This window comes from Photobacterium sagamiensis (assembly GCF_050337085.1).
Classification (GTDB): domain Bacteria; phylum Pseudomonadota; class Gammaproteobacteria; order Enterobacterales; family Vibrionaceae; genus Photobacterium; species Photobacterium sagamiensis.
This window is the reverse complement of sequence record NZ_JAKJSP010000012.1, coordinates 18603-38283: the sequence shown is the minus strand read 5'-3', so window position 1 is coordinate 38283 and position 19681 is coordinate 18603. Positions and strand designations below refer to the sequence as shown.

General features: G+C 46.3%; 20 protein-coding genes and 1 tRNA gene. 5 read left to right on the top strand and 16 right to left on the bottom strand.

What is annotated here, in order from left to right; all coding sequences use genetic code 11:
• Positions 1–52 precede the first annotated feature (52 nt).
• The 4 genes from L4D76_RS02560 to L4D76_RS02545 all read left to right on the top strand — a co-directional run bounded on the left by L4D76_RS02560 (position 53) and on the right by L4D76_RS02545 (position 4132).
• On the top strand, positions 53–1687 hold the full coding sequence (locus L4D76_RS02560; protein ID WP_428439366.1) for a tetrathionate reductase family octaheme c-type cytochrome: 1635 nt from the start codon (positions 53–55) through the stop codon (positions 1685–1687).
• Entirely contained in the window at positions 1677–2288 is a 612-nt protein-coding gene (locus tag L4D76_RS02555; protein WP_428439365.1) for a cytochrome b/b6 domain-containing protein, read from the top strand. The genes L4D76_RS02560 and L4D76_RS02555 overlap by 11 nt, the downstream gene beginning before the upstream one ends.
• Before the next feature lie 34 nt (positions 2289–2322).
• Positions 2323–2649 (top strand): hypothetical protein, encoded by a 327-nt coding sequence (locus L4D76_RS02550; protein WP_428439364.1) that lies wholly within the window; start codon positions 2323–2325, stop codon positions 2647–2649.
• Between the two features lie 94 nt (positions 2650–2743).
• Complete coding sequence (locus L4D76_RS02545) at positions 2744–4132, top strand: DUF3373 family protein (protein ID WP_428439363.1); 1389 nt, start codon at positions 2744–2746, stop codon at positions 4130–4132.
• 99 nt (positions 4133–4231) lie between these two features.
• Here the strand turns inward: L4D76_RS02545 and L4D76_RS02540 are convergent.
• Positions 4232–4319, bottom strand: a tRNA-Ser gene (locus L4D76_RS02540).
• A 278-nt stretch (positions 4320–4597) separates the two neighbouring features.
• Between L4D76_RS02540 and L4D76_RS02535 the strand changes: the two genes are divergently transcribed.
• A complete protein-coding gene (locus tag L4D76_RS02535) occupies positions 4598–5185 on the top strand; it encodes a UPF0149 family protein (RefSeq protein ID WP_428439362.1) in 588 nt (195 codons plus the stop codon).
• Between the two features lie 107 nt (positions 5186–5292).
• On the opposite strand, the gene nadA is transcribed toward L4D76_RS02535, so the two are convergent.
• The 15 genes from nadA to L4D76_RS02460 all read right to left on the bottom strand — a co-directional run bounded on the left by nadA (position 5293) and on the right by L4D76_RS02460 (position 19507).
• Positions 5293–6354, bottom strand: a complete 1062-nt coding sequence (gene nadA, locus L4D76_RS02530) for a quinolinate synthase NadA (RefSeq protein WP_428439361.1) — start codon at positions 6352–6354, stop codon at positions 5293–5295.
• A 172-nt stretch (positions 6355–6526) separates the two neighbouring features.
• Positions 6527–7279, bottom strand: coding sequence for a tol-pal system protein YbgF (gene ybgF / locus L4D76_RS02525; protein WP_428439360.1), 753 nt, complete (start codon positions 7277–7279; stop codon positions 6527–6529).
• Positions 7280–7294: 15 nt separating this feature from the next.
• Positions 7295–7822 (bottom strand): peptidoglycan-associated lipoprotein Pal, encoded by a 528-nt coding sequence (pal, locus tag L4D76_RS02520; RefSeq protein ID WP_428439359.1) that lies wholly within the window; start codon positions 7820–7822, stop codon positions 7295–7297.
• Positions 7823–7859: 37 nt separating this feature from the next.
• Positions 7860–9209: a Tol-Pal system beta propeller repeat protein TolB gene (gene tolB, locus L4D76_RS02515; RefSeq protein WP_428439568.1), complete on the bottom strand. Its 1350-nt coding sequence runs from the start codon at positions 9207–9209 to the stop codon at positions 7860–7862.
• A gap of 11 nt (positions 9210–9220) precedes the next feature.
• Positions 9221–10234 carry a cell envelope integrity protein TolA gene (gene tolA / locus L4D76_RS02510; RefSeq protein ID WP_428439358.1) on the bottom strand — a complete coding sequence of 338 codons (1014 nt, stop codon included), beginning with the start codon at positions 10232–10234 and terminating at the stop codon, positions 9221–9223.
• Between the two features lie 12 nt (positions 10235–10246).
• On the bottom strand, positions 10247–10690 hold the full coding sequence (gene tolR / locus L4D76_RS02505; RefSeq protein ID WP_428439357.1) for a protein TolR: 444 nt from the start codon (positions 10688–10690) through the stop codon (positions 10247–10249).
• Positions 10691–10696: 6 nt separating this feature from the next.
• Positions 10697–11383, bottom strand: a complete 687-nt coding sequence (gene tolQ, locus L4D76_RS02500) for a protein TolQ (RefSeq protein WP_428439356.1) — start codon at positions 11381–11383, stop codon at positions 10697–10699.
• Positions 11380–11787 carry a tol-pal system-associated acyl-CoA thioesterase gene (gene ybgC / locus L4D76_RS02495; protein WP_428439355.1) on the bottom strand — a complete coding sequence of 136 codons (408 nt, stop codon included), beginning with the start codon at positions 11785–11787 and terminating at the stop codon, positions 11380–11382. Before ybgC ends, tolQ begins: the two co-directional genes overlap by 4 nt.
• A 293-nt stretch (positions 11788–12080) precedes the next feature.
• A complete protein-coding gene (gene ybgE, locus L4D76_RS02490) occupies positions 12081–12383 on the bottom strand; it encodes a cyd operon protein YbgE (RefSeq protein ID WP_428439354.1) in 303 nt (100 codons plus the stop codon).
• Positions 12376–12483, bottom strand: a complete 108-nt coding sequence (cydX, locus tag L4D76_RS02485; protein ID WP_006233074.1) for a cytochrome bd-I oxidase subunit CydX — start codon at positions 12481–12483, stop codon at positions 12376–12378. The genes ybgE and cydX overlap by 8 nt, the downstream gene beginning before the upstream one ends.
• A gap of 11 nt (positions 12484–12494) precedes the next feature.
• Complete coding sequence (gene cydB, locus L4D76_RS02480) at positions 12495–13631, bottom strand: cytochrome d ubiquinol oxidase subunit II (RefSeq protein WP_428439353.1); 1137 nt, start codon at positions 13629–13631, stop codon at positions 12495–12497.
• A gap of 16 nt (positions 13632–13647) precedes the next feature.
• Positions 13648–15234 (bottom strand): cytochrome ubiquinol oxidase subunit I, encoded by a 1587-nt coding sequence (cydA, locus tag L4D76_RS02475; protein ID WP_428439352.1) that lies wholly within the window; start codon positions 15232–15234, stop codon positions 13648–13650.
• Positions 15235–16279: 1045 nt separating this feature from the next.
• Positions 16280–17293, bottom strand: a complete 1014-nt coding sequence (gene ruvB, locus L4D76_RS02470) for a Holliday junction branch migration DNA helicase RuvB (protein WP_428439351.1) — start codon at positions 17291–17293, stop codon at positions 16280–16282.
• A gap of 22 nt (positions 17294–17315) precedes the next feature.
• Positions 17316–17936: a Holliday junction branch migration protein RuvA gene (gene ruvA / locus L4D76_RS02465; protein WP_428439350.1), complete on the bottom strand. Its 621-nt coding sequence runs from the start codon at positions 17934–17936 to the stop codon at positions 17316–17318.
• A gap of 107 nt (positions 17937–18043) precedes the next feature.
• Positions 18044–19507 carry a methyl-accepting chemotaxis protein gene (locus L4D76_RS02460; protein WP_428439349.1) on the bottom strand — a complete coding sequence of 488 codons (1464 nt, stop codon included), beginning with the start codon at positions 19505–19507 and terminating at the stop codon, positions 18044–18046.
• Positions 19508–19681: the final 174 nt, after the last annotated feature.

Here is a 19681-nt window from a genome sequence, read left to right as displayed (position 1 = left end):
TTTTGCGGCATTGATAGTTAAGCCGGTTTCACATTGAGGGAGATGTTTCTATATGAAACATAACATTGTGGTTTTATTTTTACTGTTCTTCGCTTGGTGTGGGTATGGAAACGCTTCCTCTTCACCGATGGAGACACAGTTACCGACAGCGACCAATACCAGCTTAAACACTGCAGATCACGCCAAATTCGAATCGCTTGATCAGGAGTTTGACTATGCGCCTGACGTCACCGAGGCGTGCCTGGAATGTCACACCGAAGCGGCTAGCCAACTCCACCAGACCTTTCATTGGCGTTGGGCAGCCAAGGTCGATGGCAAAATGGTCGGTAAGGGGAAAAACGGCTTCAACAACTACTGCATAGCCGCACGAGGAAACGAGAGCTGTACGCAATGTCATACCGGTTACGGCTGGCGCAACGATGATTTTGACCTTGAAGCGGAAGAAAATGTTGATTGTCTAGTTTGCCACGACACCACCGGCACTTATAAGAAGTCGGCGGCGATGTCGGGTCATCCCTACTACGAAGACACTAAGGTCGGAGGCAAAATCATCCCTGCGGTTGATCTACGCAAGGTGGCACAAAATGTCGGCGCACCTCAGCGGCAAAACTGCCTGGCCTGCCATGCTAATGGCGGAGGGGGTAATGGCGTCAAACATGGTGATACCGATATGTCATTGGTTGATCCGGTTCATGAACTCGATGTACATATGAGTTCTGACAAGCTCAACTTCACCTGCCAAACCTGTCACTCAACCAGTGGCCATCAGATCTCAGGGCGTTACAACGACCGGAAAGCCTTTATTGACCACGAGCCGAATATGGGTCGCCAGGCTCGCGAGGGCAAAAATGTCTCCTGCGAATCATGCCATGACACTAAACCTCATGAGGAAAGACAGCTCGATAACCATACATCCAAGGTTGCCTGTACCTCCTGCCATATTCCTGAAATGGCTCGCGGCCCATATCTGACCAAACTCAGCTGGGACTGGTCGACAGCAGGCAAACTCAAAGATGGCAAGCCCTATGCCGAAGACGATATGTTCGATGGCGTCGAGGCGCACAGCTATATGACCAAAAAGGGTACCTTCACCTGGGGGCGTAACGTAGTGCCTGAATATCGCTGGTACAAAGGCGAGCTCAAGCAGATGACGCTTCAGGACGAAATCGATCCCGCTTCGGCACCGATCGACATCAACCCACCAAGCGGCGACTACCAAGATCCGGACGCCCGCATCTGGCCATTCAAGATCCATCGTGGCAAGCAACCCTATGACACTGTGATGAACCGGATCCTGCCGCTTAAGCTCTATGGCCGCAAAGGCTCGGGCGCCTTCTGGACTGAATACGATTGGAACAAAGCACTCGAAGCCGGAGCCAAAAATAACGAAGTGGAATTCAGCGGCGAGTTCGACTTTATCGAAACCAATGGCTACTGGCCGATCAAGCACATGGTTGCGCCGGCTGAACAGGCATTGGAATGTGAAGCATGCCATGCACGTGATGGCCGACTGGACGAACTCACCGGTTTTTACTTGATAGGACGTAATGCCAATCCATGGATTGAAGGGTTTGGTGCGCTAGCCATCTTTGGTGGACTGTTCGGAGTTGCCGGTCACGGCGGCTATCGCTACATCACAGCCCGAAGAAGAAAGCAGCAACAGGGAGGCAGTAACGATGAAAAATAAAGAGATGAATAAGGTCGTTGTGATATTCAAGCGGTTTGAGCGATTTTGGCACTGGGGTCAGGCTGCCCTCATCCTGTTACTGATCCTAACGGGACTGGAAGCGCACGGATTATTTACCCTGTTTGGGTTTGGCTCTGCGATCGAGCTACACAATATTGCCGGATTTATCTGGGCCGGACTCATCGTGCTGATCTTCACCTGGATATTCACGACCGGCGAATGGCGACAATACACGCTTTCCTTGAAGAACGTCGATAGCACACTCCGATTCTACCTGTACGGCGTATTTGTCGGGGAGAAGCACCCCCACCATATGACGCCGGAAGATAAATTCAATCCGCTACAACGTTTGGGGTATATCGGAATTGTATTTGGTTTACTGCCATTGCAGGTAATCACAGGGATATGCTTTTACTTTTTTCCTGAATTACGAGCATACGGTGTAATAGACCAGATCGATCTTATCGCGATCTTACATACGTTCATTGCCTACGCGCTGCTGAGTTTTCTGGTGATACATCTGTATATGATCACCTTTGGCGAAAAACTTTCGTCCCATATTCGGGCAATGATCACCGGTAAAGAAAGTATCAAAGACTAACTGGAATATTAATAATAAAAGCAAGGTGGCAACTATGAAAAAAATAATTTTAACCGCGTTTAGTTTAATGCTCGCATTCAATGCTTCAGCAGATGTCGATAAAGGGCAGAAATATTACCTGAAGTATCTTCGCCCGCATTTTGAATACAATGGCCAGGATTTTGCTGGTCAACATCTCAAAGTGGAATGGAAGCGATTATTCAAAAAAGATGGCGCGAAATTCATTAAAGAATACTCAAAAAAACACCCGGAATCAAAAGAATTTCTTGAAAGCGATAAGTTCCTAAAGATAGCTCCCGATGTTAAAGATTTTGCGATGAAGTATGCAGCTGACAGCGGTGAATTAGCGAGTTGTAATTAATACAGTGAAATAAAAGATGGTGTTATCGAATTATGTGATATTGGGTTACGGATAACCCCATCGTTGTTCATTTTATATAAAACAAGGAAGAATTATGAACAAGTTAACTCCTATTGCAACTGCCCTTATTCTTGCATTATCAGCCCCGGCATTAGCCGACCAAGCTGAAGATATTGAAATGCTAAAAGAACAAGTCCGTGAACTGCAAAAAGAAGCGGGTGGTAATAACCTTAAATTTGATGTCGACTATCGTGTGACCGCAGATAATATCGAATACAAGCTCGCCGATGGTTCAACCGCGAAAAATGACGCATTATTGTCGAATCGACTGCAATTAGGGATGGGCTATCAGTACAACCAAAAACTGATATTTAAAGGCTTGCTCTCTTACAACAAGGCATTCGGTGACACGGCTCAGCATAATCAGCGCAATATATCCAGATTTGCTGATTTTGACTGGGTTGTTAATGAGAACCTTGACGGCAATGAGCTCAAGGTAAAAGAGGTATATATGCTCTACCTCGGTGATGCCTTCCTGGGAAATGAGCAGATCCCCTGGACCTTCAGCCTGGGACGGCGCCCTTCGACCAATGGCTTTCTGGCGAATCACCGTGAAGGATTTGAAGAAGAGAAATCACCGTTGGCACACTCCATCAACGTTGAATTTGATGGTCTGAGTTTAAATACCAAGCTCGATAAGGTCACCGGCATTGACGGAATGGCGCTCAAGCTCTGCGCCGGACGGGGACTGAGCAACGCCAGCTCGCGCTTCATGTCAAATGGCACCGATTATGCCAAAGATGAATCGAAGACCGACAATATTGATATGATCGGGTTTATCTTCACCCCTTACAATGATGGCCAGTACGACATTAAGGCGCAGATCTACCATGCCAATAATATGATTGGCATGGATATAAATGACATCATGATCAACGATGATTACTCGTTTAAGGATTTTGGCAACATTAACAACGCGACCTTGTCGATGGAAGTCAACGGGATCGGCGAATTTATCAATGATTTCCTCGATGATACCTTAGTCTTCGCCTCGGTTTCAGCCTCTCAGACCGATCCGAAAAACGGCAGGGCGATGTTAGGCTCCATGGATAAGGAAACGGGTTATTCCTACTGGGTCGGGGCCAAAATCCCAGGCTTTTTGGACAACGATTCGTTCGGGTTCGAGTATAACCACGGCTCCAAATACTGGCGGTCATTTACTTACGGGGAAGATACGCTAGTCGGCTCTAAGATCGCCGCCCGCGGCGATGCTTACGAGGCGTACTATAACTTGCCGCTGATCGATAAAGCGTTATACCTGCAGCTACGTTATACCTACATCGACTACGACTACACGGGCAGTAACGGGTTCTTTGGCAGCGCCAGCGCGCCGATGACCATCGACGACGCCTTGGCGACGGGCATGATGAATCCAGTACGCAGCGCTCAAGATATCCGGGCCATGATCAGATACGTCTATTAAACATTCAAGTGCGTTCTTAGCTCTTGATCATTTACATTATATTAAGCGACGCATACAAAAAAACCCGTTGATAAATCAACGGGTTTTCTCTGAATTTGATGGCGGTGAGGGAGGGATTCGAACCCTCGATACGTTGCCGTATACACACTTTCCAGGCGTGCTCCTTCAGCCACTCGGACACCTCACCACAAATTGTTGTTGAACGCTATGCGTCTCAACGCAGCGTACTATAGTGATCAGGAACTGTAAGGTCAACTAAATTCATTCTAATCGACATTATTTGTTCTTTTATTCAGCAAATTACACCACGTTCGACAAATAACAGCTGACGACTACTGCTCAGGTTTAACCGGGCTGTTACAATATAAAAAATATTATTTATTCTGTGGCGATTCAAATCAGCGCGGTCTCGGTTACACGCAAAGAGATGAATAGTGACACGAGCAAACGAATTGAGATTCTACTATGTCTTCACAACCATCTTCACAACTGAGTGTGCTACTTCAAGACCCGGAGCTGGCAGATCAGCTGTTATCTGAAGCGCAAACCCGAGGTTTTGTTGCCGCGATGGCTGCGGCCCCTCACCTTCTTGACCCATCTGAATGGCTTGCTTTCCTATGGGGGGGCGATGAAATATCACCGTTTGCCAGCCATGAAGATCTTGAAGCTTATGCTAACGCCATCATTAATATTTGGAATGAAAGCCGTGAAACACTACTTTCCGGTAGCTGGCAGTGGCCTGAAACGTGTTCACTCGATGACAAGGAGCTGGTGTCTGAAGATACCCGTGATTTTGCAGAAGGAATGTTGCAAGGCTGGCAACTGACCCGTGATGACTGGGAAACCATCATGCCTGAAGACAGTGAAGATAATGCACTGCTGGGCGGCGTACTGTTGTCTATCAGCTTACTGTATGATCCGGAAAATGCCATGATGGTGCTGGCTGAAGAAGGTGCCGATGGTCTTGCGCAGTTTGAAGAGATCTTCAACTCAGTACCCACAATGTTATGCGGTCTTACTCTGCGTGCGCAGGCTTTGGTAAAGTTGCACTAATCAATCATACCGATGACTTAAGTGCGATATAAATTACTGTCCGAGTACAGCACATAAAAATGGCGGCTCAAATGGCCGCCACTTCAGAAAAGTTCCAGAGAGTACGCTTAAGCGTTACCTTTCACCTTTAGTTGCAATTCAGCCGCAAAATCGAGCATACGGTTTAACGGGATCAATGACTTCTCACGCAGAGACTCGTCAACAAAGATTTCGTGTTTTTCACCACCTTCTCTCAGTCCCAGCTCAATGGCTTTCAGGCCGTTCATTGCCATCCACGGGCAGTGGGCACAACTACGGCAGGTTGCACCGGCACCAGCCGTTGGCGCTTCCATTAACTCTTTTCCCGGTACCATTTGCTGCATCTTAAAGAAGATACCTTTATCAGTCGCGACGATTAACTGCTGATTGGGTAACTCTTTAGCCGCTTTAATCAACTGGCTGGTAGAGCCGACAGCGTCAGCCAAAGCTACAACGCTTGCGGGTGATTCAGGGTGAACAAGAATGGCGGCATCAGGATACAGTGCTTTCATATCACGCAATGCTTTTGCTGAAAACTCGTCGTGAACCACGCACTCACCTTGCCACAGCAGCATCTCGGCGCCGGTTTGCTTCTGGATGTAAGCCCCTAAATGGCGGTCTGGCCCCCAGATAATTTTCTTACCTTCACTATCAAGGTGCTCGACGATTTCAAGTGCAATACTGGATGTTACAACCCAGTCAGCCCGTGCTTTTACTGCGGCTGACGTATTGGCATACACCACAACAGTATGATCAGGGTGGGCATCACAAAACTCGGAAAATTTATCTGCCGGGCAACCTAAATCAAGCGAGCATTCGGCTTCCAATGTCGGCATCAGTACCTGTTTTTCAGGCGTCAGAATTTTTGCAGATTCACCCATAAAGCGAACACCACAAATAATCAACGTTTTTGCCGGATGTTGATTACCAAAACGGGCCATCTCCAGAGAATCACCAACAAAACCGCCGGTTTCTTCAGCCAGGGCCTGAATTTCAGGATCGGTATAGTAGTGGGCAACCAAAACTGCATCTTTTTCCTTCAGCAGGCTTTTGATTTTCGCTCTATATGTCAGTTTCTCATCGTCTGACAGTGGTACTGGCTTAGGTGGAAACGGGTAAATCATTTCAGAGGGATCGAATGTTAGGCTCATGACTCTCTTGCTCTATCAGCTGGTCCTTACTAATTCGGGTATTATACCCAAATCGCCTCAAGAAGCGAAATTCAGCGCTTTCCCTGGGAACTCAATTCGAACGAAATGTGGTATATACAAAAAGACCAGCGAGAACGCTGGTCTTTATCAATTGATCAATTAATTCCGGTGATCACTTACCAAGCTTCTTCAGGTGACTTTCAGCCTGACGCGAACTGGTTGAATCAGGATACGCAGAGATAACTTCTTGATAGTATTTCTTCGCCTGCTCGGGCTTTTTGCTACGTTCGGCAATCACACCCAGCTTCAGCATCGCATCCGCACGCTTATTGGAATCTTTAACACTGGCAACCGCTATAAAGTTTTCACTCGCTTCCGGCAACTGATTCTGGGTAAAGTACAATTGACCCAGCCAGTAATGTGCATTCGGCTTATAAGCAGACTCAGGGTAAGCGGTTAAAAAATCATTGAACGCTGTCACAGCACCGACATAATCCTTTTCTTTCAGAATAAGATTTACGGCTTTTTCATACGCTTCGTTTTCACTTACGTTGCTGGTATAAGTTTCTGAAGATGCTGATTTAGATCCCACATCTTCAGTCTCTTTTTTCTGAGGCTGTCGACTTAATGTATCAACTTCACGGTATAGTTCGCGCTGACGCTCAAGCATCTGACTTAAATCATAGCTATTGCGTTCAACCAAACCACGGAGTTCATCCATTTCAGATGCAAGCTGATCCAGCTGGCGCTGCATATCAAGCTGTACCTGATTACGAGATTCAAGCATCCGCTCCAAGCGCTCAAGGCTGCTGCCTTGAGCACCATTACTGTTAAGTTCAGTAACCGGAGCAGGTGCGGCGACCACCTGGGTCGCCGCACCAACCAGCAACGCTAATGCAATATTTCGCATAATGTTACTGTTCATAATGTTTACCTGTTATTAGTAAACAAGAACCGCACGACGGTTCTTCGCATAGTCAGTATCAGTGTGGCCTAGAACTAGAGGCTTTTCTTCACCGTAGCTAACAATTGAGATTTGGCTAGCAGATACACCTAGAGCTTGCAGGTATTTTGCTACAGCACTTGCACGGCGTTCACCCAGTGCAATGTTGTACTCTGGCGTACCACGCTCATCAGCGTGACCTTCAACGATAACTTTCATTGCAGTGTTGCCGCTCAGGTATTCAGCGTGAGCTTCTAGCATTGCCTGGAAATCAGCCTGGATTTCTGCATTATCAAACTTAAAGTAAATAGTTTGCTCTTGACGAAGCTCTTGGCTACGTAGCTCTTGCTCTGACAGTGAAGCAGAACCACCGTCTACAGGTGTTGTCACAACAGTCTGCTCTGCGCCCGTTGTAGATGTTTCAGAAGCCGCTGAACTATCAGTGCTTTCAGTTGAGCTACATGCTGCAAGCGTCATCATTGGCAGCGCAATTGCCAGTCCCTTTAAAATTTTATTCAGTTGCATTTTATTTTTCCTTTCTTATCACTATTTACGGTGAACATTATTGGAACGGCCCCCAGGATGGAGCCCGTACACGCCCGTTCGTCGCAGGTAATCGTGCTTTAAAACGTCCGTCAATCGACACTAACGACAACTCATTAGATTTATTATTTACTGAGCTGTAGATAACCATGCCGCCATTAGGAGCAATACTCGGCGACTCATCCAAAAATGTTTTCGTTAATATTTGAAGAGCACCGGTTTTCAAGTCTTGTTTGGCTATGTTGTACCCAGAATCCGACCTGTGTACCATCACCAGATATCGACCATCAGGCGTCAATTGACCCCCAAGGTTTTGACTTCCCTGCCAAGTCAGGCGCTTAGTCAGACCGTCAGCTAAATTTACTCGATATATCTGAGGTTTACCACCTCTGTCTGAAGTAAAGATCAATGACTGGCTATCTGGATCCCAAAATGCTTCGGTATTATTGGCCCGGCCACGTGTAACCTGGGTCAGTTTTTTTGTTGCCAGATCTTTTACGTAAATCTGCAAGCTGCCGCTTTTCGATAAGACTATTGCCAGTTTCTTTCCATCAGGTGAGAAACGTGGGGCACCATTATGACGCGGGAAAGAGGTGATCATTTCACGGGTACCTTTATAGATATCCATGATAAAGATCTGAGCTTGTTTGTTCTCGAAACTTACATAAGCTAATTTGCTGCCATCGGGTGACCAGGCTGGTGACATCAATGGCTGTTGCGATTTAAGCACCAGGCGCTCGTTAAAACCATCATAGTCAGCAACACGCAGCTGATACGGGTACTTCGCCTTATCATCAATAACCACATAAGCAATGCGGGTTAAAAAGGCCCCGCGGTCGCCGATTAATTTTTCATACACCACATCAGAAATACGGTGGGCGTATTGGCGCAGGCGGCTTTCTTTCACGGTGGCACGGTTATTCACTAACAGGTGATCTTTGGTCAGCACCAATTCGCCATTGCTTAAACCACGGCTGTCACCACTGGTTAACTGGCCGCGAACCAGATCAACCAATTGATAATTAATGACATAGTTACCATCCGCATTCAGACTGATCTTGCCCGTGACTAAGGCATCCACACCAAGCGATGTCCAGGCAGTGTAATCAACCTGCTCTTCGCTGTATGGTGTTTGCGGCATTTTACTGGTCGCAACCGGGCTGAATTTACCGCTACGACGTAAATCTGAAACAATGACCGATGAGATATCGGTTGGCAGTTTGCCTTCCCCTTCCCATTGAAACGGCACCACACCTATCGGGCGGGCTGAGTCAATACCTTCGGTAATGACCAGCTCAAGTTCAGCTTGTGCGATTTGGCTAAAACTCAAAAGAGCAATACACAAGCCCATTATCCAACGTTTCATCAACAGCTCCTTCATCATTGTGGGCTTACAGTCAGTCTGATACTGCGAAGTTTCTCGATGACCAGGGGATCATCCGGCATCGGGAACTGGCTCACTTTCACTACCGCTGCTTTCGCCGCTCGGCAAAGAGTTTTGTCGCCACCAGCTTGCGATGCATCCAGTAGTAAACCATTAACAGACAAGCGCATAGTCAAAACACACTCTTTACCCAAAAAGCCTTGGTCTACCAGCAAATTTTGCTGGATCATCTGAGTATAGATCGTGCCATAACGGTCAGCTTCATCAGTTACAAACTGACCTCGCGCCCCGCCGCGTTGCTCGGTTTCCGCTTCTAAGCCTGAAAACATGTCGTTCAGCGCATCTTCTTGCTGACGCTGTAACTCTTTCGCTTCGGCAGCTTTACGTTCCGCTTCTTTTTGTGCAGCTTTAGCTTTACGGGTTTCTTCTTCCGCTTTACGTGCTGCTTCCTCTGCCTTGCGTTGTTCTTCAACCTTTTTCTGACGTGCTAATTCAGCTTTACGGGTTTCTTCTTTCGCTTTACGCGTCGCTTCTTGTTTTGCTTTCCGCTCAGCATCGGCTTTTGCTGCCTGCTGCTTGGCAACACGTGTCGCTTCGTCCGCCTTACGTTTTTCTTCTGCCGCTTTCTTTTTCTCTTTCTCTTTCGCAACAGCAACACGCTTACGCTCGGCTTCGGCTTTACGGGTTTCTTTTTCCGCTTGTAGCTTATCGGCTTTCAGCTCCCGCAGGCGTTGTTCTTCCGCTTTACGCTGCTTCTCTAATGAGTCAGCTTGCTGCTCGAGCCGTTTGAGTCGATCCTGTTCCGCTTTTTTGGCTGCATTCCGTTGTTGTCGGATCTTCTGGGCCTGCTGGTTAACCAGCGCAGGATCGACGACTACCGCCTTAATCGTATTGCCGTGTATTTTCGGTTTGTTCATGGAGAAATCCGTTCCCCATAACAGTGCAGCTAAGAGTAACGCATGTAAACATAACGAAATGATGACGGCCACGCTGTAATTATTCTTTTTCATCCAGCCGCCTGCCTATTGCTCTAATGGTTCGGTCATTAAGCCAACAGAGCCAACCCCGGCCTGATTTAGGGCATCAAGTGTTTCAATGATAAAGGAATACGGCACCCGGCCATCCCCCCCCACCATCACTGACGACTTAGGGTTAATTTGCATCTCGGCCTTAACCCGGGTTAACAGCTCTCTTAGTGCTAAACCGCGGATCATCTCGCCATTATCGACACTCAAGCCCAAATGACCGTCTTGATCAACTTCAACAATAATGGGGGCACCATCACTGTTTTCAGCCAGTTCAGCAGCTGTTTTGGCTGTTTGTGTCGATGGTAGTTCCACATCCACACCCTGAGTGACAAAAGGAGAGGTCACCATAAAGATGATCAACAGTACCAGCATTACATCAATGTAAGGGACGACATTGATTTCAGCCGTCATTTTTCGCTTCTTAGGCTGATAAGTCATGGCTTATTACTCCTGACCGGCGGCAAATGCCTGACGGTGAAGAATGCTTGAAAATTCTTCCATAAAGGTTGCGTAGGTGTGTTCCAGCTTGGAGACCTGATTGGTGAGCTTGTTATAAAACATAACAGCCGGTATCGCGGCAAACAGACCCATCGCGGTAGCAACAAGCGCTTCGGCAATACCCGGTGCGACCATTGCTAGTGTGGCTTGCTTCATCGCACCTATGGCGATAAATGCATGCATGATCCCCCAGACGGTACCAAACAGGCCAATATAGGGGCTGATTGAACCAACAGTTGCAAGGTAAGGCAGGCTGGTTTCCAGTTCGTCGACTTCACGAGACAATGAAACACGCATTGCCCGGCCCGTGCCTTCCATCACCGCTTCTGGTACCTTGCCGTTACTACGGTGCAGACGGGCAAACTCTTTAAAACCTGCATAAAAAATCTGTTCAGTACCCATCAGGTTATCTTTGCGCGCCTGAACTTCCTGATAGAGCTGTGAGAGATCAACGCCCGACCAGAAACGATCCTCAAAACGCTCAGCCTTATTGGCTGCATTAGACAGTATCTGGGACCGTTTGATAATCATCGTCCAGGAAACGACTGACATACTAAGTAGTATCAGCATAACGATCTTTACTAACAGGCTGGCCTGCAAGAAAAGGTCTAGGATCGAAAGTTCTGCATTCACTTAGATATCTCCGACTTAATATTTTCTGGAATAGCGATGGGTTTCATTGTCACTGGATTGATACAGGCTACCTTAACCGTAGCTTTACACAAGATTTGACCGTCATTGTTTACTAAATCCTGACAAAATTCGATGGAAGCTTTACGTACGGCGTTAGCTTTCGTACGTATGACAAGTTTTTCGTCTAATCGTGCGCCTTTGAGAAAATCAATATCCATATGGCGTACAACGAAGCTGGTATTGTCATCAAACATGCTTTGCTGGCTAACCCCAATGCTTCGTAATAATTCAGTTCGGGCACGTTCGAAAAACTTGAGGTAATTGGAGTGGTAAACCAAGCCCCCCACATCTGTATCTTCGTAGTAAATGGTTACGGGCCATTTGAATACGTTTTCTTCTGTCATTTGCATTCCACAATAATGGCATTAAGTGAATAGCTGGATTCACGAACTAAGCGGTATTTACTGAGCTATATTTACAAACTACGCTTTAAGCAACTTACTATACCTAACTTGATGAGGTTTATGAACTTTATCGGAAATAACTTGACCCCTATCAGGTAAAACAGAGCCAAAACCGAGTTCAAATCCTCACAATCTTTCATGTATCCTTCATTTTTATAAGCGATTATGTATAAAAAAACAGCCTACTGCAAAACGCAATAGACTGTTTAATCTGTAACGAGTTGTGACAATGTTTAAAACACGCGCAACTGTAAGATGTAAATGAGTATCGGCATCGCGATATATGGTGTGAAAAAGAGCTGCCAGTACCAACGGCGAGGAATGAAACCCACACCGAAAATCATTGCCGTACAGGTAGCCCAGATCAATGCCGGAGATATAATCGGGCCAAAACCCCCTATCGCCTGAGCAAAGAAAACCGGATCCCATATCACCAACCCTGCCGACACCAAGGCCAGCAGCAAAGATAATGCGCGTAGCAGCGCATTATCCAGAGGTTGATGCAGTCTCTTTACCCAGAGGCTCAGGTTACTCACCCTTGTTATCCATATCTTCGGTTGTTTCAAGCCATAGGGCATTGATGATCCCGAACGAACAGGCTAGCAGAACACCTAAAATCCAAGCGAAATACCACATAGTCTGTCTCCTTAGTACAGTGAAGTCTTGTTGTCTTCGATAAACTTGTTATCAAGACGACCAAACATTTTGTAGTAACACCATGTGGTGTACCCAAGAATAATTGGAACCATCACGAATGCTACACCCGTCATGATATTCAACGTTAGTTCACTCGATGTGGAATCCCACATTGTCAGGCTATGACTTGGAACTAAGCTTGAAGGCATGATGAATGGGAACAGAGCAAAACCAAACGTCAGGATAATACCCGCCATGGTCAGACTTGATGTCAGGAACGCAAAACCTGCACGATTAGCGCGAGAAGCGATAACCGTTAGCAACGGCATTACCACGGCGACCAATGGTGCAGCCCATAACAACGGATACGCATCAAAGTTAGCAAACAATGCACCAGACTCTCGCATAACTTCTTTTGCTAATGGGTTTGACGGGCCATTAGTAATGATCTCAGAAGTGATAACGAAACCTTCAATGCTCTGTGCCCATACGCCTGCAATGACGAAAAATACAGCAGTGATCAGAGCCGTGATTGGCGCAACATTACGCGCTCGAGTATGTAGATCGTCAGTCGTTTTCATCTGAAGATAAGTTGCACCTTGAGTGACAATCATCATCAGGCTGACAATACCGCAAAGCAGTGCAAACGGGTTTAGCAGGCCAAAGAACGTACCTTTATACGTAGGGATCAACAGATCACTTAGCTCAAAAGGAACACCTTGAAGCAAGTTACCGAAAGCAACACCAAAGATCACTGGCGGTACAAAGCTACCGACAAAGATGGCTTTGTCCCATGCATTGCGCCATTTTGGCGATTCAATCTTCGAGCGGTAATCAAAGCCTAGCGGGCGTAACCAAAGGGCTGCCAGCGTCAGTACCATCGCAAAATAGAAACCAGAAAATGCCGTCGCATAAACCAAAGGCCATGCGGCAAACAATGCACCACCAGCGGTGATTAACCAGACCTGATTACCATCCCAGTGCGGTGCAATCGAGTTAATCATAACTCGACGTTCTGTATCTGTTTTACCAATAACGTTAGTTAGAATACCAACGCCCATATCAAAACCATCTGTCACAGCAAAACCGATGCAAAGCACACCAATTAGTACCCACCAGATGAATCGCAATACTTCATATTCAAACATTGCTTACTCTCCCTGACTACGCTTCAACCTGACGCGATACCACATTCTGCGGAGCATCATTTTGTTCAAAGTGATAACGACCTGTTTTCAGACTGCTTGGACCAAGACGAGTGAACTTAATCATCAGGTACATTTCAGCAATCAGGAAGACAGTGTACAGAGCAATCATCGACAGCATTGAGATAATCACCGCTGATGGCTCAAGATTAGATACCGCCATTGATACCGGCAGAACTTCACCGACAGCCCATGGCTGACGACCATACTCGGCAACAAACCAACCGGCTTCAATCGCAATCCAAGGCAGTGGAAGGCCGTAAAGTGCGGCTTTAAGAATCCATTTTTTATCAGTGATTTTATGACGACAGGTCTGGATAAATGCAGCGCCAATGATGCCCAGCATCAGGAAGCCAGCAGCAACCATGATACGGAAGCTAAAGAATAGCGGCCATACAGTCGGGATGGAATCATCAACCGCTTGGGCGATATGTTCAGGTGTCGCATCAACCACGTTATCGGTATACGGCTTAAGCAGGAAGCCATAACCCAGGTCGTGTTTCACGGCGTCAAACGCAGCAACGTTTTCAGGTGAACGGTCGCCATTACGTAGTTTTTCTAACAAACCGTAAGCCACCATACCGCTACGAATACGTACTTCGTGCTCTACTTTCAGGTCACGTAGGCCCGTTACTTCGGTATCGATAGAACGCGTTGCGATAATACCCATCACATACGGGATCTTAATCGCGTAATCAGTTTCCATGGTTTCCTGGTTAGGTAAACCAAACAGGGTAAAGGCAGCAGGCGCTTCTTCGGTGTGCCATTCCGCTTCAATCGCAGCAAGCTTGGTTTTCTGTACGTCACCCAGCTCATAACCAGATTCATCACCCAGAATAATAACCGATACAATCGATGCCATACCAAATGAAGCGGCAATCGCAAACGAGCGACGGGCAAAAGGAATATCACGATCTTTAAGCAGGTAGTAAGAGCTGATACCAAGAACGAACATCGCACCACAGACATAGCCAGAAGCCACGGTGTGAACGAATTTCACCTGAGCAACCGGATTTAGAATAACCTCAGCAAAACTCACCATCTCCATACGCATGGTTTCGAAGTTGAATTCGGCACCCACTGGATTCTGCATCCAGCCGTTGGCAATCAGGATCCACAGTGCAGAGAAATTCGAAGCAATCGCCACCAGCCATGTTACGGCAAGGTGTTGACGCTTAGACAGACGTTCCCAACCAAAGAAGAAAAGACCAACTAGAGTGGATTCCAGGAAGAACGCCATTAAGGCTTCGATTGCCAGCGGGGCACCAAAGATGTCGCCAACATAGTGAGAGTAGTATGCCCAGTTTGTACCAAACTGGAATTCCATGGTCAGGCCTGTACTCACACCTAACGCAAAGTTAATACCAAAAAGTTTACCCCAGAACTTGGTCATGTCCTTGTAGATTTGCTTTCCAGTCATTACATAGACTGATTCCATGATGGCAAGCAGGAACGCCATCCCCAGAGTCAGTGGTACGAACAAAAAGTGATACATCGCAGTTAATGCGAACTGTAACCTCGATAGTTCGACGATATCAGTGAACATTGAGAACTCCTTTTTTCGTCAGGCTGATTGACGACAGTACGACACAGCGTACCGATTATTGGGCTTAGCAAAAAACGTAGCCTACATCACTTTAATTGGAGCAAAACTGCAATTTGGGCCAACTCCCTGGCAGTCATCCTATAAATCAATGACTCCCAGCCGGTGTTGCAGTTATGTGCCAAATTAGTTGATTTATTGTTAAGCTACAGCTAATAAAGTCATTGCTAATATTACTGGTATTACGCGTTCACAGCAAAGTATTTATCGCACAATTTGCTTTGACTAAGATCAATAAAACCTGCTCATTTTTTAGCCGGTATCATTTTAGTTGATATAAATCAAATTTCAAAACGTTGCCGTGAATGCATTTATAAGGCACGAAAAGACAGGTTTTTTCAAATATATCCGCCGGATTAACAGGCCGTCACATTCTATTTTTGATCCTTCACATCTTTCATTATCACCGTTAGAAAAAGAATGGCAAAATCAGAACACCCTCTCTTCATAACTGCAGTAATAGCATACATTCACTTTGAAAATATTGAGTTAGTCAACACACCCACCAAACACAACTCATTAGTTTTACTAATGCTAAATGGCAAAAATAATTGCTTTCACCCATCAGGAAAATACCTATAATCAGCATCAGAAACAGGTTAAGCCGCCCAGACAATAAAATAGTCTTTCAGGCGGGTTGTAAACGGTTTCCCCAACATGACCTAAATTAATTGAGGAAGTAGTTATGGCTCGTATTTTCGAAAAAATCATCGCTCTGTACCAACCAAGCTTTGTTGAGTTATACAAACGTGCCTACTAAACAGTACGTATATTTGTGAGTTTCAGACCAGCTTAGGCGGGTATTATTTGAAAAATAACGTTGACGCGTTACCTGAGTTGTTATTATTTTGTAAGCAACACATATGATTTCGTATGGTAAATGGCAACTTAGCAAAAAATAACCCACACAAATAAAAAAACGAGGCCAACTGGCCTCGTTTTTTTACATTTAAGTTACCTGAACTGTCTTCAAAATAACTGAACGGTATTAGCGCGCTTCTGGTATATCTAACCCAAAGTGTAAATAAGCACGGTGGGTCGCAATACGTCCTCTCGGGGTACGCTGCAGGAAACCTTGTTGGATCAAATACGGCTCAAGTACATCTTCGATGGTATCTCTCTCTTCACCGATTGCCGCAGCTAAGTTATCCAGCCCTACCGGCCCGCCCATGAATTTATCAATGATGGCCAGTAACAACTTACGGTCCATATAATCAAAGCCACTGCTATCAACATCTAACATATCTAACGCTTTAGCAGCGGTATCCGGACAGATATGGCCATTGCCTTTCACTTCGGCATAGTCACGCACTCGGCGCAGTAAACGGTTAGCGATACGGGGTGTGCCACGGGCACGCTTAGCCATTTCCATCGCTCCCTCTTCTTGCATCGAGAGCCCCAGGCAATTTGCACTTCGCTTCACAATGTCTTTTAAATCTTCGACTTTGTAATATTCAAGACGCTGTGTAATACCAAAACGGTCACGTAGCGGTGATGTCAGCGAACCGGCACGAGTGGTTGCCCCAATTAATGTAAAAGGCGGTAAGTCAATCTTAATAGAGCGCGCAGCCGGCCCTTCGCCAATCATGATGTCCAGCTGATAGTCTTCCATCGCCGGGTACAATATTTCTTCTATCTGAGGGCTGAGACGATGGATCTCATCAATAAATAGCACATCATTAGGTTCAAGGTTCGTCAGCAGTGCAGCTAAGTCACCGGCTTTTTCTAATACCGGGCCAGAAGTAGTACGAATACTCACTCCCATTTCGTTGGCAACAATATTCGCCAACGTCGTTTTACCGAGGCCAGGAGGACCAAAAATCAATAAATGATCGAGTGCTTCTTCACGAAGTTGTGCCGCCTTGATGAAAATTTCCATCTGGCCACGTACGTGATCCTGCCCCTGATAATCATCAAGTAGCTTAGGACGAATCGCACGATCAATGACCTCATCGTCACGGCTTTCGAATGTATTTGATATTAATCGATCTGCTTCAATCATTATGAACTATGCCTGTTTCGCCTTACACCATTGAACGCAGTGCTTCGCGAATGATGTTTTCACTACTCATTTCAGGTTTCACTACTTGTGAGACCACTTTTGACGCTTGCTGTGGTTTATAACCCAGTGCAACCAGCGCACTGACGGCTTCATCTTCGGCGCGAACAGAAACAGAGCTCTCAACGGATGCATTCGATGCTGCAGCATCTGAGGCCGGTGTAAAGAGATCGCCTTCTCCCCACCCTTTCAGGCGATCCTTCATTTCAACCACCAGACGCTCGGCGGTTTTCTTTCCGACACCGGGGATTTTAACTAAGGTAGTAATGTCTTCATTCTCGACACTCAACACAAACTGGCTGGCCGTCATCGCAGATAAGATCGCCAGACCCAGCTTAGGCCCGACACCATTGGCTTTAATCACTTCGCGAAACAGCTCTCGTTCGCTCTTTTTATTAAAACCATACAGCAGCTGAGCATCTTCCCGGACAATAAAGTGGGTACAAAGAATGGCTTCTTGGCCCACTTCAGGCAGTTCATAAAAACAACTCATCGGCATTTGAATTTCATAGCCAATACCACCGACCTCGATGATTACTTCAGGCGGTTGTTTTTCTAAAATCGTTCCACGTAGTCGGCCAATCACTGCAAAATCTCTGTATGAGTTGAAATTGGCTCTAGGATAGTAAAGTGCTGGATGGATATCCAGCACTTTATCTCAGTCTGATTTTTTAGGAAGGGGGATTTATACCGTTACTTACCGGCGATCTGAACAGACACCACCGCGTTCAGCCCATCGGCTAATGCTTTAAGAGTATCCACTTGCATTGCTAATTGTGCCCCTTGGGTCGCAACTGACTCCGACACCTGGTTGGTTTCCACCACACTATTGGCCACTTCGGTACTTGCCGAATTCAGCTCTTTCAGCGCGTGGACCTGATGACTCATGATATCAGCCAGCTGATTCACATCCGCCGAAATACTGCCGACTTGCTCGATAATCCCCGTCAGTTCTTGCGTTGTTGCCTGAATGACCGTTTGCCCATGATGAACATCTTTCCGGCTTTTCTCTAACAAAGCCCGGATCTCAATAGCTGAATCGTTACTCTTGGCTGACAATTCACGTACCTGATCGGCAACCACGGCAAAGCCTCTGCCCTGTTCGCCAGCTCTGGCGGCTTCAATGGCGGCGTTTAATGCCAGTAAATTTGTTTGCTCTGCGACCGAGGTAATTAAATCTGCTACCGAGACAATTTCTTCATTACTGCTCAGAATACGTGCGATGGCGTTTGTCGAGGCATCCAACGACTCAGAGCTCTTCTGCGCTTGCTGACCAATCATCTGGCTACGGCTTTTCAGTTCAGTAACAAAGCGATCGGACTCATCAATGCCAGATGTCATCTGAACTAACTGCTGGCTCATCTGTTCTGCAGCACTGGCCTGAGACTCACAATTTCCATTTAAATGATTCACTTGCTGATGCAATTCACCCGATTGCTGTTCTAGCTGGTTAGCAACCTCAGATAGCTGGCAAGCATTATCACCGGCCTGATGTAATACGATGGATAACTGCTGCTCGCCTTGCTGTGCTTTCTCTGCTGTTAGCTGGCTCTCTTGTTGCGCCAGCTCTGAAGCAACAATAGCCGACTGACGCTGCTTCATTGTGTAAGCCTGCGCGACGCCGATAACCACCAGCGGCAAAATCATTCCCGACCACGTTTCTACAACCAAGGCGGAATCTGACAAGACTAATTCAGGGAAAGCCTGACCCGCTAAAGATGCGTTCACCATCCAGGTCGCGACCGCAATCACCAGAGAGCTCCAAATTATCGCCATCAACGATTTTGCGGTAAGAAAAAAAGCAATGATCAGTAATGGAACCCAAAAAGCCTGAGTAGAAGTAACAATACCACCCGTTTGATAAACAATATTCAGAGCATGAGTGACCATACCCAGGAAGCCAATATTGAGTGCTAAATCGGGAGCCCGAAAAATACGTAACACCACCCCGGCAAGCACTTCACAGCCAACCAGGATTAATGACGTCAGCACTAATAATGAATGATCATGCTGGAACCATTTGATCAGACTATATAAACCAACAAAAAATGACAGCAAGGTGAAAAACAATAATGTCTCAACATGGCGGGCTTGCTCTCCCTGCCATGACTCTGAAGAAGGCAAAAATAATTTTCGCCAGAATGCTAATGGGGTCATGAATTCCTATCTCTTAATACCAATTACGTCAGTCAACTTGTATGAGCTCCGACCAATATATGCTAGTTAGTGATAATTATATAAAACAAAAAGCAGCCAGGGGCTGCTTTTATGATCGGGTTAACATAATGTAAAAACAGTTTCATAAACAATCATTATGATGATGATCTATAT